The sequence below is a fragment of the Paenibacillus sp. SSG-1 genome, assembly GCF_002224835.1.
Lineage (GTDB): Bacteria > Bacillota > Bacilli > Paenibacillales > Paenibacillaceae > Paenibacillus_AQ > Paenibacillus_AQ favisporus.
Genome location: NZ_MBRK01000001.1, coordinates 1,346,010 through 1,366,973, shown reverse-complemented (window position 1 = coordinate 1,366,973; position 20,964 = coordinate 1,346,010). Strand labels below are relative to the sequence as shown.

The 20,964-nt window shown below is 54.1% G+C and carries 26 protein-coding genes; 6 read left to right on the top strand and 20 right to left on the bottom strand.

All coding sequences use genetic code 11. The features are described from left to right. Positions 1-181: 181 nt before the first annotated feature. The 7 genes from BCV73_RS06350 to BCV73_RS06325 form a co-directional block, all read right to left on the bottom strand. On the bottom strand, positions 182-421 hold the full coding sequence (locus tag BCV73_RS06350; protein WP_089546513.1) for a hypothetical protein: 240 nt from the start codon (positions 419-421) through the stop codon (positions 182-184). 146 nt (positions 422-567) lie between these two features. Beyond that, positions 568-681, bottom strand: coding sequence for a YjcZ family sporulation protein (locus BCV73_RS35690; RefSeq protein ID WP_256992759.1), 114 nt, complete (start codon positions 679-681; stop codon positions 568-570). 124 nt (positions 682-805) lie between these two features. Further along, a complete protein-coding gene (locus BCV73_RS06345; protein WP_179231915.1) occupies positions 806-1,618 on the bottom strand; it encodes a glycoside hydrolase family 25 protein in 813 nt (270 codons plus the stop codon). A 186-nt stretch (positions 1,619-1,804) separates the two neighbouring features. Beyond that, positions 1,805-2,053, bottom strand: a complete 249-nt coding sequence (locus BCV73_RS06340; RefSeq protein ID WP_089546511.1) for a helix-turn-helix domain-containing protein — start codon at positions 2,051-2,053, stop codon at positions 1,805-1,807. A gap of 54 nt (positions 2,054-2,107) precedes the next feature. Beyond that, a complete protein-coding gene (locus tag BCV73_RS06335; RefSeq protein ID WP_076168351.1) occupies positions 2,108-2,761 on the bottom strand; it encodes an SGNH/GDSL hydrolase family protein in 654 nt (217 codons plus the stop codon). A gap of 129 nt (positions 2,762-2,890) precedes the next feature. Further along, complete coding sequence (locus BCV73_RS06330; protein ID WP_089546510.1) at positions 2,891-3,481, bottom strand: HD domain-containing protein; 591 nt, start codon at positions 3,479-3,481, stop codon at positions 2,891-2,893. A 204-nt stretch (positions 3,482-3,685) separates the two neighbouring features. Beyond that, positions 3,686-5,356 (bottom strand): glycoside hydrolase family 13 protein, encoded by a 1,671-nt coding sequence (locus BCV73_RS06325; RefSeq protein ID WP_089546509.1) that lies wholly within the window; start codon positions 5,354-5,356, stop codon positions 3,686-3,688. 237 nt (positions 5,357-5,593) lie between these two features. Here BCV73_RS06325 and BCV73_RS06320 point away from each other — a divergent pair, with 237 nt between their 5' ends. From BCV73_RS06320 to BCV73_RS06310, 3 genes are all read left to right on the top strand, one after another. Then, positions 5,594-6,019, top strand: coding sequence for a hypothetical protein (locus tag BCV73_RS06320; protein ID WP_076168358.1), 426 nt, complete (start codon positions 5,594-5,596; stop codon positions 6,017-6,019). A 114-nt stretch (positions 6,020-6,133) separates the two neighbouring features. Then, positions 6,134-8,119, top strand: coding sequence for a GTP-binding protein (locus BCV73_RS06315; RefSeq protein WP_089546508.1), 1,986 nt, complete (start codon positions 6,134-6,136; stop codon positions 8,117-8,119). A gap of 45 nt (positions 8,120-8,164) precedes the next feature. Continuing rightward, positions 8,165-8,833 (top strand): tetratricopeptide repeat protein, encoded by a 669-nt coding sequence (locus BCV73_RS06310; protein ID WP_076168368.1) that lies wholly within the window; start codon positions 8,165-8,167, stop codon positions 8,831-8,833. 66 nt (positions 8,834-8,899) lie between these two features. On the opposite strand, the gene BCV73_RS06305 is transcribed toward BCV73_RS06310, so the two are convergent. The 8 genes from BCV73_RS06305 to fabF form a co-directional block, all read right to left on the bottom strand. Then, positions 8,900-9,535 carry a GDSL-type esterase/lipase family protein gene (locus BCV73_RS06305; protein WP_076168370.1) on the bottom strand — a complete coding sequence of 212 codons (636 nt, stop codon included), beginning with the start codon at positions 9,533-9,535 and terminating at the stop codon, positions 8,900-8,902. Between the two features lie 120 nt (positions 9,536-9,655). Continuing rightward, the gene (locus tag BCV73_RS06300) at positions 9,656-11,914 is read right to left on the bottom strand and encodes a carboxypeptidase-like regulatory domain-containing protein (protein ID WP_143811831.1); all 2,259 of its coding nucleotides are present in this window, start codon (positions 11,912-11,914) and stop codon (positions 9,656-9,658) included. Beyond that, positions 11,898-12,248 carry a hypothetical protein gene (locus tag BCV73_RS06295; RefSeq protein ID WP_089546506.1) on the bottom strand — a complete coding sequence of 117 codons (351 nt, stop codon included), beginning with the start codon at positions 12,246-12,248 and terminating at the stop codon, positions 11,898-11,900. Before BCV73_RS06295 ends, BCV73_RS06300 begins: the two co-directional genes overlap by 17 nt. Further along, positions 12,220-12,729 (bottom strand): sigma-70 family RNA polymerase sigma factor, encoded by a 510-nt coding sequence (locus BCV73_RS06290; RefSeq protein WP_089550125.1) that lies wholly within the window; start codon positions 12,727-12,729, stop codon positions 12,220-12,222. Before BCV73_RS06290 ends, BCV73_RS06295 begins: the two co-directional genes overlap by 29 nt. A 180-nt stretch (positions 12,730-12,909) precedes the next feature. Next, positions 12,910-13,338, bottom strand: coding sequence for a GNAT family N-acetyltransferase (locus tag BCV73_RS06285; RefSeq protein WP_089546505.1), 429 nt, complete (start codon positions 13,336-13,338; stop codon positions 12,910-12,912). A 303-nt stretch (positions 13,339-13,641) separates the two neighbouring features. Continuing rightward, positions 13,642-14,358, bottom strand: coding sequence for a class I SAM-dependent methyltransferase (locus tag BCV73_RS06280; protein WP_089546504.1), 717 nt, complete (start codon positions 14,356-14,358; stop codon positions 13,642-13,644). A gap of 105 nt (positions 14,359-14,463) precedes the next feature. After that, a complete protein-coding gene (locus BCV73_RS06275) occupies positions 14,464-14,910 on the bottom strand; it encodes a zinc ribbon domain-containing protein (RefSeq protein ID WP_089546503.1) in 447 nt (148 codons plus the stop codon). 128 nt (positions 14,911-15,038) lie between these two features. After that, a complete protein-coding gene (fabF, locus tag BCV73_RS06270) occupies positions 15,039-16,277 on the bottom strand; it encodes a beta-ketoacyl-ACP synthase II (protein WP_089546502.1) in 1,239 nt (412 codons plus the stop codon). A gap of 199 nt (positions 16,278-16,476) precedes the next feature. Here fabF and BCV73_RS06265 point away from each other — a divergent pair, with 199 nt between their 5' ends. Both BCV73_RS06265 and BCV73_RS06260 read left to right on the top strand, forming a co-directional pair. Continuing rightward, a complete protein-coding gene (locus BCV73_RS06265; protein WP_076168387.1) occupies positions 16,477-17,325 on the top strand; it encodes a helix-turn-helix transcriptional regulator in 849 nt (282 codons plus the stop codon). Between the two features lie 101 nt (positions 17,326-17,426). Beyond that, positions 17,427-17,726 carry a hypothetical protein gene (locus tag BCV73_RS06260; protein WP_089546501.1) on the top strand — a complete coding sequence of 100 codons (300 nt, stop codon included), beginning with the start codon at positions 17,427-17,429 and terminating at the stop codon, positions 17,724-17,726. 120 nt (positions 17,727-17,846) lie between these two features. Here the strand turns inward: BCV73_RS06260 and BCV73_RS06255 are convergent, their stop codons facing one another. The 4 genes from BCV73_RS06255 to rpiA are packed head-to-tail and all read right to left on the bottom strand — an operon-like array spanning position 17,847 to position 19,725. After that, complete coding sequence (locus tag BCV73_RS06255) at positions 17,847-18,044, bottom strand: YwbE family protein (protein WP_076168389.1); 198 nt, start codon at positions 18,042-18,044, stop codon at positions 17,847-17,849. Next, complete coding sequence (locus tag BCV73_RS06250; protein WP_076168391.1) at positions 18,041-18,508, bottom strand: MarR family winged helix-turn-helix transcriptional regulator; 468 nt, start codon at positions 18,506-18,508, stop codon at positions 18,041-18,043. Before BCV73_RS06250 ends, BCV73_RS06255 begins: the two co-directional genes overlap by 4 nt. Positions 18,509-18,565: 57 nt before the next feature. Beyond that, complete coding sequence (locus BCV73_RS06245) at positions 18,566-19,030, bottom strand: VanZ family protein (protein ID WP_089546500.1); 465 nt, start codon at positions 19,028-19,030, stop codon at positions 18,566-18,568. Between the two features lie 14 nt (positions 19,031-19,044). After that, a complete protein-coding gene (gene rpiA / locus BCV73_RS06240) occupies positions 19,045-19,725 on the bottom strand; it encodes a ribose-5-phosphate isomerase RpiA (protein ID WP_179231914.1) in 681 nt (226 codons plus the stop codon). Positions 19,726-19,837: 112 nt separating this feature from the next. Between rpiA and BCV73_RS06235 the strand changes: the two genes are divergently transcribed. Further along, a complete protein-coding gene (locus BCV73_RS06235; protein ID WP_076168395.1) occupies positions 19,838-20,035 on the top strand; it encodes a hypothetical protein in 198 nt (65 codons plus the stop codon). Here BCV73_RS06235 and BCV73_RS06230 read toward each other — a convergent pair whose 3' ends face one another. Beyond that, positions 20,036-20,938: a GNAT family N-acetyltransferase gene (locus tag BCV73_RS06230; protein WP_089546498.1), complete on the bottom strand. Its 903-nt coding sequence runs from the start codon at positions 20,936-20,938 to the stop codon at positions 20,036-20,038. Positions 20,939-20,964: the final 26 nt, after the last annotated feature.

The following is a 20,964-nucleotide window of genomic DNA, read 5'->3' as shown; positions in this document are numbered from 1 at the left end:
GTTACAATCAACTTAAGTTCTTGTTTCTTCTTACTAAAATATAAAAGCCAGATCAGCCAACACCAGGCACCATGAGCAAATGACTGCAGCCGAGAGCATAGCAAAGCGCAGGCTTGTCCCATATAGGGAGAAACCTGCGCTTTTTCTTTTCCTGATCCTGTCCGTAAGGAAAGCCGGGCTGTTACGGTCGATATTTCTTTTCGCTGGAGGAGGAATCTTTGGTGTGCTCTTTATTCTGCTCGTCCTTCATATTTTCGGTTAAATCCTCCACGGGGATCGGATCCACGTTGCGTTCGCTTTCATAGCGGTCGAACAGGCTTTCGCGCTCGGTGGCATACTGTTCCGGATGATCCATGCTTGCATGTTTTTCGTTTTCATCACGATTCACGGGCTCCTGCCGGTCCTTGTACTCCTTGGCCATGTTTCATCACCTCTTGGAGTACAAATACCCGGCTGCTCAAAAATGAATCACGCCCGAAAGTATGTACAGGCTATAGCATCCAAAGAAAGCCACCTGTCCCCGGCAGGACGCCGAAAACAGGTGAGCAAACTATATTTCTGTAGTCGTTATATCCAGAAAGAACGGGTAATGATGACCAACAAAATAAAGAGGACCAAAATTGCACCTGTCGATGCGAAAGGATTTACGTGGCAGCCATAACCTCCAACGACTCCGCTCATTTCATTCCCTCCCTCCGGGTTCATACTCTTATGGTATGAAAGCCCGCTCCTCATGGTCTGGTCAAAGACCCAATTTTCATGGCGAGAGCACAGCCTATTTTGCGCGAAAGGTACGTTAAGCCAATCAGGATTGCTTCTTGCCCAGGACATTCTGGGTATACTTGAGCAAAATGCTGCCCAGCGTCCCGATATCAACCGGATCTTCGGCCTTCCAGTCGGGACTGATTCCCACCTGGTCGATCAGCCATTGTCTTCCCGACTCCTTCCACTGCGGAGCAGTTTCGCTGGTGTTCGGCGCTGGATTGCTGTATGCTGCCATTAATTCCGCCTCGCTTCCTTTATACTCGTTCAGGTCAACGTCGCCGCTGATCCCCGGCACTTTGCCCTTGTTGGTATACTGGATAAATTCCCAAGCTTTCCAGCCTGCCTTGTTGGCCGGCGTACCGCTGGCGTAATAGGCATACCACAGCGGGTAAGAGCCGAGCGACGAATCCAGGTAAGAATCGATAAAGCTTGGAAACGTATAGATCATCACGGTACGACCAGTCCGCTGCTTGAACTGGGTTCCCCACGTATTCACGATCTGGCTGATCCGCGCCTTGGTCTGGCCTTCCTTCGTTTCGATATCCAGCACAAACGGCAGCTTGAACGCGGACAGCCCCCCGGCGCTTTCGATCACCTGAAGGAAATGATCCACTTCGTTCTTGACATCATCCGTTGAGGCCGCACGGGTAAAATGGTATGCCCCGACGAGAAGCCCCGCGTTTTTGGCGTCCTGCGCGTTGGCCCGGAAGCGGTCGTCTACGATCCGGGATCCCTCTGTCGCTTTAAGAAAGGCAAACGAATATCCCGCGCCGCGGACCTTCTTCCAATCGATGATGCCCTGCCAATGCGACACATCGATGCCTTTGGCGTGGGTTGCGCTCCGGCTTTGCACTGACAACACCTCCATTCGGATTACCTTTGCGGCATATAGTGCTGATTGTAAGGTTATTTTATCCATATGTCATAAATGCACAAACGGTTGGACAATCCAGACCCATTTGCAAAATGTGCTCCGGCCCGGTCTCTTCCCGCGAAAAAAAAGAAGAAGCCCGTCAAATCAGAGCTTCTTCCCCGAAATTTAATGCTGAACCGGTTCCGCCAAGGGCCGATCGATCGTCAGCGATTCCCTTGAGCGGCCTCGTTGATCCATGAGCCCGGATTCCCCGTGCTCGCGGTATTTCCTCATCCATACCTTTAACCGGCCGATGTCGGCGATGCCTAAAGCGGCAGCCACTTCTTTTTTGGTCATCCCCTGAAGACGCATATGTACGGCCTTCCGTTTGGTATCCAGGCTGTATGAGCTAAAAACTTGCCCCTTCTTGGCCATCCGTATCACCTCAACCTATATATCGGAAGGCAGGGCAACTTTTTCAATATTAACTTACCAGCTGAAGCCGACCGCTTTCAAAAATTCCCTCGCCAGCGTCATATGTCCGCGGGATCCCGGGTGGACACGGTCCCAGTTCGTAGCCAGCGAAGACAGGTAGACATGCTCCGACAACGCGTCGAAAGCAGCCTGCGTATCGACAAAGATAGCGTCGAATTCCTCGGCGACCTTTTTGACGACGGCCCCATAGACGTCCATCGTTGCCCGCATCGGGTCATTCACGTTCGGATCGAGGTAATATGGAGTCATCAAAACGAGCCCCTTAAGCCTCGGCCGTGTCGCTTGTACCAGTTCCCGCAGCGTCGCTTCATATTCGTCCAAATACACATGCTGATCCGGATTCTGCGGGCGGTCGAATTGGCGCCACACATCGTTGGTTCCGATCATGATCGAAAGCCAGTCCGGCTTCAGGTCGAGCACGTCGCTCTCCCAGCGCTCCTTCAAATGGCGGACGGTATTTCCGCTGATTCCCGTATTCAGCACCCGGATGTTAAGCTGCGGGTATACCGCGCTCAGCAGCGCGTCGACTTGTGCGACGTAACCGCTGCCCAGCTGGCCGAAGCCGCCTTCCCCGACCGGCCGGACGCGGCCGCAATCCGTAATGGAATCCCCAATAAAGAGTAATGTATCATTTTGGCTCAGCTTCATCGCTTTAGTCCCTCTCCTTTTTGCGTTCAGGCAAGTAATATGTAGATCGCAGTTCGCTTAGCAGTTACTATCATTCTATCACATTGGCGAGGACCGTCTATACTGAAAAGTCCCTGATTCTGTTCGGTATCAGGGGCGGAGATACCCCTGTTTGACCGCGTCGTCGATCAAGTGCTGAACCAGCGAATACAGGTCCGGGAGGTCCTCCTGCAAAAAAACGATCCGTGCCCGGACGCGGTCTGCCGCAACTCCGTGTTCCTGCCACGCTTTTCCCCCGGTAAAATAATTGTGAAGCAGCGGCTGAATCCGGTCCATGGCCGCCGCATAGCGCGATTCCAAGGTTTCCCGCTGCTCGAATTCGAGCCACAGGGCCAGCATTTCATCACGCTGATCGACGGGCAGAAGCCCGAAAATCCGCTTGGCCGCGACCATTTCCCGCTCGAATTTCCCCTCCTGGCCCTGCTCATCATAAGCGAAGGTGTCACCTGCATCGATTTCAACCAAATCGTGCACCAGGAGCATTTTCATGACGCGAAGCAGATTTACCTTCCGCTGATCCAGATGTTCCTCGAGCAGCCAGGCCATGAGCGTAATATGCCAGGTGTGCTCCGCATCATTTTCGTGCCGGGATTTGTCCATCAGGTACGACTGGCGGTAGATCGTCTTCAGCTTGTCGATTTCCCTGATAAACTCGATCTGCCGGTTCAAACGTTCATTCATGAATAACAACCTCCTATACGTTAGGACGAACATATCATATCCATCAGCCCATGACAAAACGGACACAATTCGGGCATCCCCGGCATTTCTTTTCTCCCCTAAACAAAAAAGTTCCCGGCCATGGCCGGGACGCTTTCCTTCATCGCGAGAGTACGTTCTGAGAAGTCTGTTCTTTGAGAAGTCTGTTCTTTGAGCAGCCGGACATTACGTGAACATCCGGTAGACTCTTGCCTCATAAGGGCGCAGCCGCTCGGGTTCCATTCCGTCCTCGGGATAGTTGCCGATGATCAGCTCCCGTTTCATGCCGCTGTACCTGTCGTCAAGTTCAAGGATCGCAGCCGATTCCGAAAAATTCAAAGCGATAAGCCATATCACCTCGCCCAAAGTACGGGTATACGCATAAATCTGCTCGTGATCCTGCAGCAGGAGCTGGTAATCCCCGTATACCATCACGGGATTCCGCTTGCGCAAAGCGATCAGCCGCTGATAATAGCGGAAGACCGAATCCGGATCGCTCATCGACGCTTCCGCGTTGATTTCCTTGTAATTGGGATTGATCCGGATCCAAGGCATACCTGTCGTAAACCCGGCATTGGGCCCGGCGTTCCACTGCATCGGCGTTCTCGCATTGTCCCTTCCCTTGACATGGATCGCCTCCATGATCGTTCCCGGATCCGCATTCCCCTGCGTGACCCGCTCCTCGTACATGTTCAAAATTTCAATATCCCGGTAGTCTTCAATGCTGGAAAATTGGATGTTCGTCATGCCGAGCTCCTCACCCTGATAAATGTAAGGCGTGCCTTTAAGGGTGTGCAGCAGCGTAGCGAGCATTTTAGCCGATGGAACCCGGTATTCACCGTCATTGCCGAATCTCGACACCATCCGCGGCTGGTCATGATTGTTGAGATACAAGCTGTTCCACCCGTCCTCCGCCAGCCCGGTCTGCCATTTATGCAGCACGCCGCGCAGCTTCTGCAGCGTCCATGGGACCACGGTCCATTTGTCGCCATCGCCCGCATCGACGTCCATATGCTCAAATTGAAACACCATTTGCAGCTCTTTCCTGTCCGCTCCGGTATATTTCAGAGCTTCTCCCACCGATACGCCCGGTGTCTCTCCAACCGTCATCACATCGTATTTTGACAGCACCTGCTCGTTCATCTCCCGCAAATAGTCATGCACATGCGGGCCGTTCATAAAATAAGGGCTGCCGTCTCCAAGTCCGTCCTCCCCGTCGTCTGGAAGTCCCGGAACTTTGGAAATCAGGTTGATGACGTCCATGCGGAAGCCATCCACGCCTTTATCCAGCCAAAAGGTCATCATCTCGTACACCGACTGCCTGAGCTTCGGATTGTCCCAGTTCAGGTCGGGCTGTTTCTTTGAAAAAAGGTGCAAATAGTATTCTCCGGTCGTGTCATCATATTTCCAGGCCGACCCGCTGAAAAAGGACCTCCAGTTGTTCGGCGGCATATTCCCGCCTTTACCTGGGCGCCAGATATAATAGTCGCGGTATGGGTTGTCCCGGGATGAGCGGGACTCCGCAAACCAGGCATGCTCATCCGAGGTATGATTGACGACCAGATCCATAAGCAGCTTCATTCCGCGTTCGTGCAAGCCGTCCAGCAGCTGCGTCCAATCCTGCATCGTGCCGAATTCGTCCATGATCTCGAAGTAATCGCTGATATCGTAACCGTTATCGTCATTCGGCGACTTGTAGACCGGAGAGAGCCAGATGACGTCTACCCCGAGCTCCTGCAAATAGTCCAGCTTCGACACGATCCCTTGAATATCGCCGACCCCGTCGCCGTCACTGTCTTTAAAGCTGCGGGGATAGATCTGATACACGACGGCTTCTTTCCACCACGTGCGTTCCATATTCGACATTCCTCCCATTTTGCATATACACCGCCAATGCCATACTCGCGGCAGCAGAATTCCATCCTTTTATGCTTACCCCAACCAGGGCGGCCTATAACGAAACAGCGTGTAAACCGTTATCCGCTGATTTCCCAAATTGCATATGGAACAATTTAACAAAAGGGGTTATAGTACGATAGGGGTCTACCTTATTAAAAGAAGTTCTATATGGACTAGAGCGAAAGGCGGTACACAATGGATTCATTCATCAAAAAATTAGGCTTATGGATCACTGCCGTTCTGTTGATCGTGGTTGCCGGCGCTACACCTGCCTTGGCTGCATCCGCTTCCGGCTGGAATGTCAAACTGGTGAGCGTTCAGTTGGTTAAGAACGAGCATGTTGGCAATGAGTGGTATTACACGGCTTCTGTGAATGGTAAGGAAGTGGAGGAGGGCAGTTCCGTCACCGTCAAAAACGTGAGTTCGATCAACCTGTACGCCTACGCCGAAGAACAGGACAAGATCCCGGACGAAGGCAAAGCTCAGAAATCGATTAAAGTCAGCACGCTGACAAAGAAAACCCAGCTGGTGGAGATGAAAGTGACGGTCACGGAGAACCGGGGCCGATATTCGGGAAACCAGGCCGTATGGAAATTCACCTTTCAACTCTCGAAAAAATAAAACGTTTTGCAATCTTTCGGAGTCCTTGAATTCGCGCGAAAAGGGCTGCGGATCGTTCCTCCATGCTATAATAGAGTCACTATAATCCGAAGCATACGGGGTGGCATCAGCGCTATGACGACCAAAGAAACGAGAAACATCGGCATTTTTGCCCATATCGACGCAGGTAAAACGACCACGACCGAGCATATGCTCTTTGAGAGCGGCACGATACGCACATTGGGCAGCGTGGATCAAGGAACGGCGCTGACCGATTCGCTCGAAGTCGAGCGGGAGCGGGGCATCTCCGTCCGTGCCGCCGCGACCACGCTCCATTGGAAAGGCATACATATCAACGTCATCGACACGCCGGGCCACGTCGATTTTCTATCCGAGGTGGAGCGGTCGATGCGCGTTATGGATGGGGCCATCCTCATCGTATCCGCGGCCGAGGGCGTTCAATCCCAGACGGAAACGGTGTGGCATGCGCTCCGATCCTTAAACATCCCGACGTTAATTTACGTGAACAAAATGGACCGGACCGGCGTGTCCGCCGCTTCCGTCCTGGATGAAATCAAACGGCTCCTCTCTCCTCACGCCGCCCCGCTTCAAATTCCGATAGGTGAAGCAGAGGACTTTGCCGGCATGCATTCCATTCTGGACCCCGCCAAGGATGGGGAGCTTGAACGTCCGGAGTACGTACAGTTGGTGGAGGCCTGCGCAGATGTGGATGAAGAGCTGCTTTTGCGGGTTATCGAAGGGGAGCCGGTTGCACCGGAAGAGCTGCGGAGCATGCTCGCCCGGCTGACCCGTCAAGGCCGGTTATTCCCCGTCCTCTTCGGCTCATCACAGAGGGGCATCGGCATCCGGGAGCTGCTTGATCATGCCGCAGCATATTTGCCCGGGCCAACCGGCGATAATGAAGGCGAGCTGTCGGGCGTCGTGTTCAAAATCGAACGGGACAAAACGATGGGACGCGCCGCCTACGTCCGGCTCTATAACGGCACTCTGAAAAACAGAGACGCCGTCCGTAATCTGACGCAGGACGTTCAGGAAAAGGTAACCCAAATCCGGAAAATGGACGGGCGCAAATTCGCAGATTTGGGAGAGCTTCATGCCGGAGATATCGCCGCGGTATACGGCCTGTCCCAATCCAAGATCGGCGATATACTGGGCAGCAGCGAGCTCATCCCCCCTTCCCCTTCCATCGCCGTACCGCTGCTAACCGTTCAGGTGCAGCCCGAGGAAGAAGCGCGCTATCAGGACTTGGTAGAGGCGCTACAGGAGCTCACCGACGAGGATCCGCTGCTTGATCTGCAGTGGCTTCCGAGCGAGCGGGAGCTCCATCTTAAAGTGATGGGCTCCATCCAGCTCGAAATTTTGTCCAGCCAGCTGGAGAGCCGTTTCGGCCTGAAGGTCCGGTTTGGCCAGCCTTCCGTAATTTATAAGGAAACGCCGAGCCAATCCGGTGAAGGCTTTATCGCCTATACGATGCCCAAGCCGTGCTGGGCCGTGCTCCGGTTCACGATCGAACCGCTCCCCCGCGGGAGCGGCCTCGTATACAGCGCCCAGGTACGGAGCGAAGATTTGCTGACGAGCTACCAGAACGAGGTGGAGCGGCGCGTGCCGGAGGCCCTGCAGCAAGGGCTGCTGGGTTGGGAGGTCACCGACCTCAGGGTAACCCTCGTTGAAGGAGAGCACCATGTATGGCATACGCACCCGCTCGATTTTGTCGTCGCCACGCCGATGGGCATCATGAACGGCTTGGCCGCGACGGGCACGACCCTGCTGGAGCCGATGCTTCGGTTCCGCATCACCACCCCTGAGGAATACGGGGGCAAAATTCTCAGCGACCTGGTGCAGATGCGCGCGGAATTTGAGCCGCCTTCCATCCTGCACGGACGCTTTATGGTCGAAGGCATCATTCCGGCGGCGACTTCGCTCGAATTTCCGGTGAAGCTGCGGTCCATGACCGGCGGCCGCGGCGTGATGGCCTCCTCTTTTGCCGGATATCAGGAAGCCCCGCCGGAAACCAATGCCGCCCGCCAGAGACGGGGCGTCAATCCGCTGGATCAATCGAAATACATTTTAAGCGTACGAAGCGCACTGTCGAGCCAATAGGCTGCTCGCTGCAGCCTGGCCCGGCGTTTTTCATAAGGAGGCTTTATGTTTATTAAAATCGCCCTGTTTTTCATACTGGCCCGGCTGCTCGGAAACCCCTTCCTGGCCATCCTTGTCCTGCTGATCATCGTCTACTTGCTGGACAGAAAATTTGTGGGCATTTTTCCGAGCGTGACCAAGCCCTTTAAACGGATGAACCGGATATCCAAGCTGAGAGCCCACGTGACGATGAGCCCCAGCGATGTCTCCTCCAAGCACGAGCTCGCCCGCCTGCTGATCGAACGGAAAAAGTATCCTGAGGCGCTACGCCTGCTGGAATCCATCGAAACCCAGTCCGAGGATTCCGCCGAATATTGGGATGACATCGGTACCGTCAAGCTCAAGCTTGGGCGTATCCAGGAGGGTGAGCAGCACATCTTGCGCGCGCTTGAGCTGAACCCCCGCGTCAAATACGGCCGCCCTTATCTGAGGCTGGCGGATATTTATAAGAGCACCGACCAGGCCAAGGCCGTGAGCTACGTGCAGGAATTCCAGCAGATCCAGTCCTCCTCCTGTGAGGGCTACTACCTGCTCGGGATGATGTACAAATCCCTTGGCCGGACCCAGGAAGCCAAAGCGGCGTTCCAGGAATCGATCGATCTGTACCGGGCGCTGCCCAAGTACAAAAAGCGCCAGGAACGCAAGTGGGCCGTCCTCAGCATGCTTCGCAAGTGAGTGCGGGGCCGGAGCAGCAAAAAAACAGACCCGATTGCCGGGTCTGTTTTTTTGTGCCGGGCTGCTTTAGGCCAAAGGCCGGTACCCCAACCCGTTAAGCTGTTCCGCAATCACCCGGTAACCCCTGCCGTTGGGATGCAGATGGTCAAGCGACAGCAGTTCCCTTTCCCTTCCCTGAAAGGAACCGTAAATGTTGGCCACCCCCAGGTTTCCGCCGGCGTATCCGTTTAAAAAACGGTTATACTGCTGTACCCAGTAACCCGCCTCTTCAACCTGCGGGTACGGGTTGTACAAGCCTACGGCGCGAATAATGTAAGGGCCCTGGCCCCCGCCTTTTAATTGGTTGATCGTGCGAAGAATTCCCGACACATTCGTTTTGCACTGGCTCAGCGCTTGGTTGAAATGCTGGGAAGCCTTCGAGCCGAACGGTGCGCTTTTGGCCGCCCGGATCAGATCGTTGCCGCCAATTGAAATCGTAATGATCTCCGCCTGCTTGATCGCCTGCCGCATCGCCCCATTTCTGGAGATGTGCTCATACAAGCCTGACGTCGTCAACCCGTTTACACCAAAATTTTCATAAGCTACAAAAGCTCTTACATGCTGTTCCGCCATCCCCCGATACACTGGAACAAAACCGTTTCCCGGCAAGGCTCCAAAACCGACGGTCAATGAATCCCCTATCGCAGTGTATGAATACACCAAAGCCTTCGCCCCCCTTCTGACTCATAAGCTGCTTACTGCAGTATATGTATCCGGGCCCGGGAGCGAAACGGGACCATGCGCGGGATTTTTGATTTTCAGGGAGAAGGGACCCCGAATATTTCACTCGCTGTTCTGAAGGGCTTGAATAAATGCCCTCAAAGCCAGGTACGATGGATCCCTTTTTCGCAGCCATGCGTCCAACAGTTCCTGCTGATCCTGAAGGTACCATCCAAGATACTTGTGTATAGCTTTGTCATAATCAGCATTGGAAGCTGCCTCTTCTTCCATACTTTCCACCATGCGCTCCCAATCTTTTGACTCGTTTGAAGCTAGGTCAGGGTACGAACCGGCTAGCTGCCTAGCCGTTTTAAAGGAACATTCCCGGTACAGAACCAAGGAAAGGTACTGTCCGACCCTTCGATGCGAGGGATCATCCTCCATCGATTGAATCAATAATGCCTCCGCTTCCTTCAGCTTCCCCTGTCTCATCATGGCCATCGCATGGGTCGACAGATCAGCATCCCATGAGTCTCCCGCTGCCACTTTTTCATAAAGTTTGAAATAGGCATTGTAGGCCTGCCAATCCTTTTTCTTATAGTAATAGTCTGTCAGTCTCGACAAATATCCGGAGGTCGGATGAAGCAGAACCATTTCCTTCAAATAAGTCTCTTGCTGTTTTTCGGCGTTTTCTCGGTTGAAGGAATCCGATCCGTTGGATCGGTGTTCGGATATTTGTGCATCAATCATCACGATCAGCATATGAAGGCTGTGCGTATCGGCCGGATCGTCCTTGTATGCCTGCTCATATTGTTTCATGGCCTGATCCAGATTCCCTGCCAGGAGCGTGCGGTCCGCCTGTGTCAATTCTCTCTCCTTCAGATAAAAGAATGGCAGGTTTCCGATTTTGTCGTTTCCGACGCGATACCCGTCACTTCGGGTGAGCAGATGGCCATCTTTGTCATACGCATTCACGGTCCAGAAGAAGCGGTTTTCCGGATTGGAGAACCCGAGCAGGGACAGCGGATCCGTGACCATCTTCCCGTCCTGATCTGAATAGGATGAAATACCGCTTAGCAGATGATAGAGTTCCTCGGTCTTTATCGTTATTCGGGTTGTGTCAACCTTCGTCTTCACCGGCTGGCTGAACGAACCTGAATGAATCTGCACTCCGAGGTATACATCGTAATAAGCGGCCCTCGGTACAGGCTCCCATGCAAAGGTGATCCGATCCTCGCGGACCGTCGTCTGGTTAACAGGAAAATCCAATTCCAGCAGCGGCTGTAAAACGGCATCCCGGGTTACATCCTGAAGTCCAACACGAATCCATTCATTGGATTCCGCAGGCCAAGTCCACCCGCTGATCTGGTCCAATTCAAGCCCCAAATACAGCTGGTAGCTTCCTGGAAGCACCCCTTTGATCGTATATTCTCCCTTCCCGTTGGTCATCGTTTGGTAAGGTTCGTCCGACTGGAGGCTTCCATGCACGCTATCCTTCGTCCGCAAATAAACGCCAGCATAGGCGATCGGTGAACCGTCGCTTCTCTTCAGCGTACCGGATACTTCAGGCAGCCGATCCGATCTTGAGTCAGCAAGCTTTTGCAATCCCTGTTTCAGCAGAGCGGGCTGCTCCAAGATCAACGTTGGTTGTTTTCCGCTTCCATCGACCGGGGATCCTTCCCATTTTTTTAGTGCTTTCAAATATTGCTGAATGTTTTCGTTTCCGCCCAGATATCTGGTCTGAAGCCAGCTGAACTTCTCCACGATACGAGTGTCTGGATTTTGTTTAAGCTCGCGGGATAAATCGGCGCTGATCTGCCGAAAAAGATCCATGTCTCCATGGTTTCCCGCGACCTCGGCCATTCTTATTTTCAACTTCTGAGCAGCATACATCTGTGAAGCAGGCAGCCGTTCTTCGGTACGTTCCAGCAGCTCGATCGTTTTTTTCCATTGCCCCGCTCCTTCGTAATAGTACGAAAGAAGCAACGCCGCTCCAGCCAAATGAAAATCTGCGGGCCCCGATTCTACATAAGCCTCCAAATAGGGGAATTTTTCCTTCAACGTGATGGTGGGCAGCTGCCCCTGTCCCTCATCCGTTACCGAGCTCCATTCCGAAGTTCCCGGCCCGACATATATGTCGTAGCTGTTTGTCAGCTCGGCTCCCTCCCTGCCGATCAGGTAATTGCGAATATATGTCCACTTCTGTTCATCCTCCGATTCCCGAATCCGCTTGAAAACCTCCTGCTTGCTCAAGCTGCTCCCCACCGCCTGATCAGTGTTTTGAGACGGCGGGCTTTGACGGGAAAGGGCGACCAGAGATCCAGATACGAGCAGGAGAAAGACAGCAGCGGACAAAATCAAATGCTTAACTTTGATGGTCACCTTCAAGCCTATTCACCTTCCGCTCATATTCGTCTTTCCAATAATAGCTTCCGCCTTCTTCAATCAATTCACGAAGATGCTGCTGTGGCCCGCCGGGATGAGTTTTCGGCTGCTCGGCCAAATGGTATACGAACAACACAGCCAGAAAGAACAATGAGGCTGTCCCCAGCGGCACAAGCGGCAGTTCCAGTTCTTTGTTCAAAAAAGCCCGCACCCGGTCTCTCCAGTTCCGTGGATGGGTTGCTCTCAGTACTTCCGCAGCTTGGGTAAACCGAATTTCGGATAGCTCCTGCTCCAAAGTCCGTTTAATCAAAAGCTGTTCTGTTTCTCGCATCAAGCTCCTCCTGTTCCAGCATCTGCTGCAATTGTTGGCGTCCGCGGGCCAATCGAGCCTTGACGGTGTTCTCGCTAAGCTGTAGGTAACCGGCAATGTCGGACACGCTCATCTCATTAAAATAGTAAAGCGTAATGCTTTCGCGGTAGATGTATTTCAGCCTATGAATGGCTTGGCTCAGACCCTCGTTCCTCCACTTCGTCAGGAGCTTCTCTTCCGGGCCGGGGGTAGGAAATCCTCCCATCATTTCCTCCATCCGCGGCGAGGGCAAGAACCGTCTCCACGACCAGGCACGCTGCTTCATTCTGCATCTGTTTACGACAATGCGGATCAGCCAGTTCCTAAGCTTGCTCTCATCCTGAAGCTGTTCGATATGCCGAAAGGCTTGAATAAAACTGTCCTGGACCGCTTCCTCGGCATCATACCTGTCACGGAGCAGAAGAAACGCCGTTCGCAACAGCTCGTCACCGAATTGACGCATAATCCATTGAAGTGCCGCCTCATCTTTTTGCTTCAGTCTCCCGATTACGTCCAGTACGGCTACCTCCCCTCTACTATAAAGATGCACCCAAACCCGTTCAGGTTGCAAAAAAAGGAAAAACGCCAAAAAACCGGTCCCTTTCCGGAACCGGCTCTCGTTATTTTCATCTGATATGCCGTTTTATTCCTCATCCTCTTCGGCTTCGTAAACGCAGCGGAAACGCTCCACACCCGGGAACAGTTCGCCCAGGCTGTGCACCTCAAATCCGATGCTGCGGTAAAAGTCGACCGCCTCCTCATCCGTCTCCGCTACGACCCTGGCGGGCTTTTCCTGCGTCAGCACTTCCAGGATCATGCCCCTTCCGTATCCGAGCCCGCGGTTTTCCGGAATGACCGAAATATGGCGGATCAGCAAGGTATCATCCATCTTTTCAAAACCGATCAACCCGACTAGAAGTTCCCCGTCTTCAAAACCGTACAGCTGCCAGGCGTCGTTGGCCTCGTACTGCTGGATCGCCTGCTCAATCGACCGGTCATCGGGAAAAACCGCATAGGAGATGAGCTCCATCGTCTCCGGCTTGCGTATGTAATTTTTGATATTTAACAGCATAGGTTCTGCCTCCTGTAAATTCACATTCACTGCTCTGCCCTATCATGGCAAAAAGAATTCTGTTTCGTTACTGTACCTTGTCTGCGCATAAATTTCAACCGGACCAAATCTGCAGGGTGGCTCTGGAGCAAGCAGAACTCCTCCTGACGTCTCGCATGTCATCGCGTTTCCAACCCCAGCGTATTTGAGCGAAAAAAAACCCCGTCAGCCGCTGGCTGCCATGGGGCAAAGGTTGGATAGACCTCGTATCTTGATCAAACAGTTAAGCGGCGTAGGAGGGCTGCAGCTGCACGCACATCGGTTTTATCGGATCTTCTGTGCGGCAAACGTAATCAGGGAACAGCGAAAATCGATGCTGCGCCCATCCTTCACTTCCTCGATGCTCTGCGGTACCGCCCGTTCGATCAGGATGTTCCAATCCCGGTAATGCTGCTGAAGCAGGGCCATAGCGTCCTGCTGCGCCAAATTGGTCTCGATTAATCCCTTCCGAACTTCTCCGGTTACCCGGTCGACTTCCTCTACGTCCGTGCTCATGGTGATACAGTGGATTCCGCCGGTCCGCGTCCCGCGCTTCATCCGGTCCAGCACCCGTTCCAAGGCGTCACGCGATGACGTATGCTCCAGTGCCGAGCACGCAATGATGTAATCGTAGGCATTCGCCTTGATCGCGTAATGCTCCACATCGGCGGCCTCAGATTCAACCAGCTCCTGTACACCGAATTCCACTGCGTTTTCCTTAAGCTTGGCAGCGGCATCCTCCAATAGATCCACCCCGACCACCCGGCTCCGGGTTCCGCGCAACCGCTCGGCGACCGGAATCGTGTTGCGGCCGACGCCGCAGCCGAGATCCAGCACCTGCGCATCCTCGCGATGCTGGAGCAGCCGCTCCAGCATTTCCATGACGACCGGTCCCGGTTGAGCCATCCAGGTACCCTGTTCAAACAGATCGTTATCTTCGTAAAAGCGCTGATGGTACTCCGCTTCCGAAGCCCTTGCTGCTTCAAAATGTTCTTTGTTCATCGGCCAGCCTCCTAAGTTAACAAGCTTCTACTTAAGATATACCCAAGGTAGGAGCCCCCGACCAGGCTGGCAGCCGAATTTCTTCTAGAAAATGCTGGCGACTCATTAAAAAAAGTACTTCACCGCAATCACGATCAGCCCGAGAACCATCAACAGCTGCCCGGCAATCCGTTTATCCGGATCGCCGAGAAGGACGGCTACCCCGCCTATGATGAGACCAGCCGGAGGAAACACCACCGTCGCCAGAATCAGCAAAATGATCGACACCGCGCTTGGTCTAAACGGATCTTCATCCGGTTCATCATAAATCGGTGCAGCGGGCTTCTTATAGATCGTCGTCCCGCAAAACTTGCACTTTCTCGCCCCCGGCTCGAGCTGTTCACCGCATGCAGGGCAGATGTTCTCATCGCGTCCGAGCGATATGCCCGCCCTTTTGTCGGCATCCGGAGTTCCGGCCACTTCGGCATTCTGCAGGGAACTGCCGCAGCGTACGCAGGTCCACGCCTGCTCCGGATTGGATTCACCGCACTTCGGACAAATTTTGACGGCCAATTCTGATCCCCTCCAGTTATGGGTTTCTGACTATGGATAGATATCCCCATCATACCATATCGGTCCAGGGGACCGGGACTCGAGGGATTGGCCGCCAAAGAGAAACCCGGGAAGGGATACGCCCTTGGTTACGCTTCGAATCGCTTCAAAACGATGACGGCGTTATGACCGCCAAAACCGAAGGAATTGGATATGCCGATCTTGACTTCAGCGGTGCGCGCGGTATTCGGAACATAATCCAGATCGCAATCCGGGTCCGCTTCCCGCAGATTGATCGTCGGCGGAATCACGCCTTCCAGCAGCATCTGTACCAAAGCGATGGCCTGAGCACCGCCGGAAGCCCCAAACATATGCCCGAGCATCGATTTGTTCGCCGTCACCGGCACACGGTAAGCCGCCTCGCCGAACAAGCGCTTGATGGCCTGCGTCTCGGACTTGTCCCCGACTTCCGTACTCGTGGCATGAGCGCTGACCACATCGATGTCCTCCGGACGGACGGCGGCTTCCTGAAGAGCAAGCCTCATCGCGTTGTAGGCTCCGATGCCTTCCGGATGGGAAGCGACAATATGATAGGCATCCGAAGTCGCCCCATATCCGGCTACCTCCGCATATATGCGGGCGTTCCGGCTGCGGGCGTGGGATAGCGACTCCAGCACCAGGATGCCCGCGCCTTCGCCCATGACGAACCCGTCGCGGCCGGCATCGAACGGGCGGCTTGCCAGCTTCGGATCCCCGTCCCATGCCGAAAGGGCCGTAGCATTGCCGAAGCTCGCCATCGAAATTTCGGAAATGGCCGCTTCCGTTCCGCCGACGATCATGACGTCCGCACCGCCCGAGCGGATCAGCCGGAACGCCTCTCCGATGCTTGTATTGCCGATTGAGCATGCCGTAACCGGCGACATCGTAGGTCCGGTGAAGCCGAACCGGATGCTGATCGTCGCCGCGGCCATATTCGAGATGATCATCGGGACGAGCAGCGGGCTGACCCGTTCCGGTCCCCGGGAACGAAGAACGTCCCCCTGCTCCATCAATGTCCCAATGCCTCCGATACCGGAGCCGACGTACACACCCGTCCGCTCCTTATCCAGGCGGTCCATGTCCAGTTCCGCATCCTTGAGCGCGTCTTCGGCCGCCGCCAGCGCAAACTGGGTGAAGCGGTCCATCCGTCGGGCTTCTTTGCGGCCGAATCTTGCCTCCGCATCAAAATCCCGCACGATGCCGGCGACGGAAGCCTTCATGTGCGATGTATCAAACGCATCGATCCGGGATATTCCCGACTCGCCTCGAATCATGGCATTCCAAAAGCCGGGCACCGTGCTGCCCAACGGTGAAACAAGCCCCATTCCTGTAACGACAACCTTTTCCATCTGGTATTCCTCCCAAACTCAAATTATGATATCATTTTTCCATAGCATTTATCCTATTACAAGTTATAGTTTATCCTAGTATAAGCAACACCATCATAAGAAACACCCGGATGGCAGCGGAACCTACGATGGAGCTTATCATTGGATGTGCAAATAGATCTGCAAATGGGTCTTAACTTTGAAAGAGGTGCAAGAACAGATGAATCAGCAGGCACGGCTTAATGCGCTTTCCGCTTTTCTGAAAAACCAGCGGGCCAAGCTGCAGCCGGAAACGGTCGGACTTCCGCAGGGCACCCGCCGGCGGACGCCCGGACTCCGGCGGGAAGAAGTGGCACAGCTCGCCGGGGTCAGCAGCACCTGGTATACTTGGCTTGAACAGGGACGGGACATCAAAGTGTCCGCCTCAGTGCTTGACTGCGTCGCGTCCGCGCTCCGGCTGACAGCGGACGAGCGGAAATATTTGTTTTCGCTCGCCCTGGAGAGCGGCTCCGCTGCCGCCCCGATTCAGCAGGAGCACCCGCAGATCAGCCCGGCGCTGCAAAAAATCGTGGATGAGCTCCACTACTGTCCAACGATCATCTCCGACCGGCGTTTCCAGATTGTCGGCTGGAATGAAGCGGCCGCCCACGTGTTTCTCGACTTTACCCAGATTCCGCCCGAGGAGCGGAACCTGATCCGCCTTCTGTTTACCCGCAAGGAGATGCGGAGGCTGGCGGTTAACTGGGAGCATTTTATTATGGGGTTTTTGTCGATTTTTCGCGCGTATTACGGGCAGTACGTCGATGACGAATGGTATGAGCAGTTTCTGCGGGAAATGGAGAATACCGATCCCGAATTCCTGACGCTGTGGAAACAGAGCCAGGTCAGCTCGGCGCCGGAGGTGCTGATTGAGTTCAGGCATGCCAAAGCCGGAAAGATGCTGTTCGATTTAACGTCGCTGCAGGTACAGGGCGGAAGCGATTTGCGCTGCAGCATCTATACGCCATGCGCCGGATCTCCGACCGAAACCAAGCTGAAGCGTCTGATGCAGCGTACGGCAGACGCTTAATCGGCAAGCAGGAATTTGCCAGGCGGAATAACTGGAAATGTGCGAAGACGTACGAATCATATCCGAAGACGAATGACGAAATAGATGGGGATGAATACAGGATGGCTTTTGGAATTAACCGCATTGAACTGAACCGGTGGAAGGAGGCGGTCAGCCGGGGAGAAATCGCGTATTTGACGCACTACTGGCTGGACCCGCGTTTTCCCGGGATGACGACGGTGACCAAGGTCGGCTGCTCGGATTTGGACCGGCTCGCCGGCTGGTGCGTCAGCTACGGACTTTCACCGAAATATATACACAACCGCTCTCCTTTTCCCCATTTTGACCTGATCGGGCCAAAACAGCGCGAAATTTTGCGCAAAGAAAAGCAGTGGGATCAGGTTGAACGGTTTCATCTGTGACCGCCCGAGGAATAACGGTCACCAATACAAAAAGAAAAACAGCCGCTCCCGCCCTTCCGGCGGGCAGCGGCTGTTTTTCATGCTTCAGCACGACTGCCAAGATGGTTCCGTTTCTAACACTTATGGCGTGATGATTTCCTGCACCCGGCCGACCTGCCCGTCCGTCAGCCTGACCTTAATGCCGTGTGGATGCTGGGCGGAATTGGTCAGGATATCCTTCACGATGCCGCGTGTCCTTTTGCCTGTACGCTGGTCCTGCTTCAGTACGATATCGACCTCGAGTCCGGGCCTGATGTTTGCGCGAAGCTGTCCGTTCATATAGCCCCACTCTCCTTGAATTTCCGCTCTGCCGACAATCCGAGCTTGCGCAGAAGCTGAATCGCCTGCATCTTCTCTTCGCTGTCCAGATCTTCCACCGCGCGGACCAGAACCTGCTGATGCTGAGGAAAAATACTTTGGAAGAATGCTCTCCCCTCATCCGTCAGATCAGCAAATATGACCCGTCGGTCATCCGGTGACGCCTTGCGGACAAGCAGATTCTTTTTCTGCAGCTTATCCGCCACGTACGTAATGTTCCCGCTGGATATCAATACCTTCTCCCCGATTTTTTGCAGTGGTTGGGGCCCTTTGTGATACAGCAGATCCAGGACTCCAAATTCCGTTGAATTCAAACCGTGGCTTTGAATATCACGAATGGAGTGGGCAACTACTGAATTATAGGCGCGGGCAAGGACAATAAATAAATCCAGGGACAATTCATCGTTGCTAGTTTTACCAGCCATGTAAAAACCTCCAAACGCGCTATCTTAATGCTAAGATAATCGAAAGACGCGATGATGTCAAACCTTTGTTCCTCTTTTTATGCCGATCCGTTCCCGCCAAATGCTGGAGATCAACCATCCGATCCACACGCCCGCCGTATTCAGGATCACGTCATCCACGTCAAAGCTGCCGACCCGCAGCAGCATCTGCGCCCATTCCACGACCAGGATGGACGGAACGAAGACGGCCGTAAGCACGAGCCACGACTGCAGCTTCTGGATCAGCAGCGGCAGCAGGAGGCCGAAAGGGACGAACACCGCCATATTGCCGAACAAATTGATGATCCATATTTTCGGGGACATGGTCCAGCCATACTGAATGTACAGCCGAATCGTCCGCAAAGGAATCACATTATAATGAAAGGATGAACCCGGGCTCCGTCCAAACCCCAGGAACATCCAATAGAGGAGAAGAAGTGTATAAGCGACGATCAACACGGTCAGCAGATTTCGCCGTGCAGCGGACAATACCGGTTGTTTCATGAAATGCGCCTGACCTACCGGTTTAACGGACGCTCCATGATTTTCACCGTTCCGTCGCTGCCGGCGATGACCGCCCGGTCCGCCATTCCAATGAACAACCCGTTGTCCACCACGCCCGGAATGTATAACAGCTGCTGATGCAGCTTCGCAGGGTCGGTAATCTCCCCGAAGCGGCAATCGGCGATATAGTTCCCGTTGTCGGTGACGTACAGCTGGTCGTTATCGGTGCGCAGCTGCGGGCTGCATCCGAGCTTCTCCAGCGATCCCAGCGTCCATTCATGCGCAAACGGGATGATCTCCACCGGGAGGGGAAATGCGCCCAGCGTATTCACTACTTTGTGCTCATCGGCAATAATGATCAGCTGCTTGCTGTGGTAGGCAACGATTTTTTCCCGCAGCAGCGCTCCGCCCCCGCCTTTAATCAGGCTCAGTTCCGGATTGACTTCGTCTGCACCGTCAATAGTCAGGTCCAGCCCGTCCAATTGGTGAAAAGGCACCAGCGGAATCCCTTCCTCGGCCGCCAGCTTCTCCGAAGCCTTGGAGGTCGCCACGGCCTGTATCGTCATCCCTTCCCTGACGCGTTCACCGATTCTCTTGATCGCCCAGTAAGCGGTGGAGCCTGTCCCCAGACCGACACGCATGCCGTCCTCAACGTATTCAACCGCTTTTTCCGCAGCCATTTTCTTCAGATTCATCTTCCTCATCATCTCCTTGGTATAGTGGACGGGCCGATTCGGTTATGGACCTGCCCTTCAAGACTGGTATAATCATCATGGTACCGCAACAACTGCACATGGAGGTATAACAATGAGAACCGAAAACCAGGTTAAATCCAAAATGAACGAACTGCTGATGCAAAAAAAGTCGCTGCTCTCCCGCATCGAATCGGCTGAACCGGACACGCCGGTCCACGCTTCGCTGTCTGCCCAGCTGCTCCGCATCGAAGACATGCTGACCATGCTGGAATGGGTCTTAAACGAACCCACAGGCAGCTATCATATGTAACTATTCGCCCGTCCGGTCGAATACATACACGATGGAATCCGCCGCCGGCTCGTAGCCGATATTCATGTAAATATGGTTGGACACCGGATTGCTGAGATCCGTGTACAGGCAGGTGAACTCGTAATCACTGCTTAGGAGCCGCCGGGTCAGTTCGGCTACGGATGAGCTTGCATAACCCCTGCCGCGCAGCTCAGGAGGCGTGTAAACCAGCGTGACCACGATACCGCGTTGGGTCGGGCGCGATTTTTGGACCATGGAGACCGGTCCCCCATCATCCCAAATATAGAGGGAAGACAAGCTGACTCCCCTTCTGGCAATCCGCTCGGCGTCCTCCTGCGGGATCGGCTCCAGCGCTTCGCGGCTGAAGTCCAGCACCCATTTCGTGATGAGCGGTATATCGTCAGGTCCGGCTTCCCTCAAATGTCCTCCGCTTTCAGAAATAGGGTTAACATTCGTACAGCGGTATATCCGCTGATTCATTCCGACATGGTAGGAAATGCCGGTCTTGTCGCGCCACACCTCCGCAAACATTTGAGCGGTTGACGTTAACCCGATAATGCTGGGGATCTGGGGTACCTCTCCCTGACGGATGATATAGTCCACCGCCTCGCAGCAGCAAGCCCGAAGCTGTTCCGGGCCGCCGACTTCACCGCTTGCGTACAGAATCAGATGCGACTGCGTCTGGATGAGTATGAGCAGGGGCTGCTCTCCGCTTTGAACCGTCGCCAGAAACAGCCGGCTGCTTCCCTCCCCATGCCGCGGAATGCCGCCTTCTTCTTTCATCGTGTTTACCAACCGGTACAGAATGCCAAGCGGAAGATTGTTCAGCAGTTCATTCTCAAGCAGCACCGGCTCCGTATGCTCCAAAAATGCTTCCGGATCCTGAAATTGAACGACGTGCATTCGCCTTCCCTCCTTCGCCACTTGAT

Coding starts and splice junctions, on each gene's coding strand:
- BCV73_RS06280 (WP_089546504.1), bottom strand. CDS start 14,358: ATGAACAAAGAACATTTTGAAGCAGCAAGGGCTTCGGAAGCGGAGTAC.
- BCV73_RS35690 (WP_256992759.1), bottom strand. CDS start 681: ATGAGCGGAGTCGTTGGAGGTTATGGCTGCCACGTAAATCCTTTCGCA.
- BCV73_RS06245 (WP_089546500.1), bottom strand. CDS start 19,030: ATGAAACAACCGGTATTGTCCGCTGCACGGCGAAATCTGCTGACCGTG.
- BCV73_RS06235 (WP_076168395.1), top strand. CDS start 19,838: ATGAGAACCGAAAACCAGGTTAAATCCAAAATGAACGAACTGCTGATG.
- BCV73_RS06250 (WP_076168391.1), bottom strand. CDS start 18,508: ATGGCTGGTAAAACTAGCAACGATGAATTGTCCCTGGATTTATTTATT.
- rpiA (WP_179231914.1), bottom strand. CDS start 19,725: ATGAATCTGAAGAAAATGGCTGCGGAAAAAGCGGTTGAATACGTTGAG.
- BCV73_RS06265 (WP_076168387.1), top strand. CDS start 16,477: ATGAATCAGCAGGCACGGCTTAATGCGCTTTCCGCTTTTCTGAAAAAC.
- BCV73_RS06285 (WP_089546505.1), bottom strand. CDS start 13,338: ATGCTGTTAAATATCAAAAATTACATACGCAAGCCGGAGACGATGGAG.
- BCV73_RS06255 (WP_076168389.1), bottom strand. CDS start 18,044: ATGAACGGACAGCTTCGCGCAAACATCAGGCCCGGACTCGAGGTCGAT.
- BCV73_RS06290 (WP_089550125.1), bottom strand. CDS start 12,729: ATGCGTCAATTCGGTGACGAGCTGTTGCGAACGGCGTTTCTTCTGCTC.
- BCV73_RS06230 (WP_089546498.1), bottom strand. CDS start 20,938: ATGCACGTCGTTCAATTTCAGGATCCGGAAGCATTTTTGGAGCATACG.
- BCV73_RS06295 (WP_089546506.1), bottom strand. CDS start 12,248: ATGCGAGAAACAGAACAGCTTTTGATTAAACGGACTTTGGAGCAGGAG.
- BCV73_RS06340 (WP_089546511.1), bottom strand. CDS start 2,053: ATGGCCAAGAAGGGGCAAGTTTTTAGCTCATACAGCCTGGATACCAAA.
- BCV73_RS06320 (WP_076168358.1), top strand. CDS start 5,594: ATGGATTCATTCATCAAAAAATTAGGCTTATGGATCACTGCCGTTCTG.
- BCV73_RS06330 (WP_089546510.1), bottom strand. CDS start 3,481: ATGAATGAACGTTTGAACCGGCAGATCGAGTTTATCAGGGAAATCGAC.
- BCV73_RS06310 (WP_076168368.1), top strand. CDS start 8,165: ATGTTTATTAAAATCGCCCTGTTTTTCATACTGGCCCGGCTGCTCGGA.
- BCV73_RS06260 (WP_089546501.1), top strand. CDS start 17,427: ATGGCTTTTGGAATTAACCGCATTGAACTGAACCGGTGGAAGGAGGCG.
- BCV73_RS06335 (WP_076168351.1), bottom strand. CDS start 2,761: ATGAAGCTGAGCCAAAATGATACATTACTCTTTATTGGGGATTCCATT.
- BCV73_RS06350 (WP_089546513.1), bottom strand. CDS start 421: ATGGCCAAGGAGTACAAGGACCGGCAGGAGCCCGTGAATCGTGATGAA.
- BCV73_RS06325 (WP_089546509.1), bottom strand. CDS start 5,356: ATGGAACGCACGTGGTGGAAAGAAGCCGTCGTGTATCAGATCTATCCC.
- fabF (WP_089546502.1), bottom strand. CDS start 16,277: ATGGAAAAGGTTGTCGTTACAGGAATGGGGCTTGTTTCACCGTTGGGC.
- BCV73_RS06315 (WP_089546508.1), top strand. CDS start 6,134: ATGACGACCAAAGAAACGAGAAACATCGGCATTTTTGCCCATATCGAC.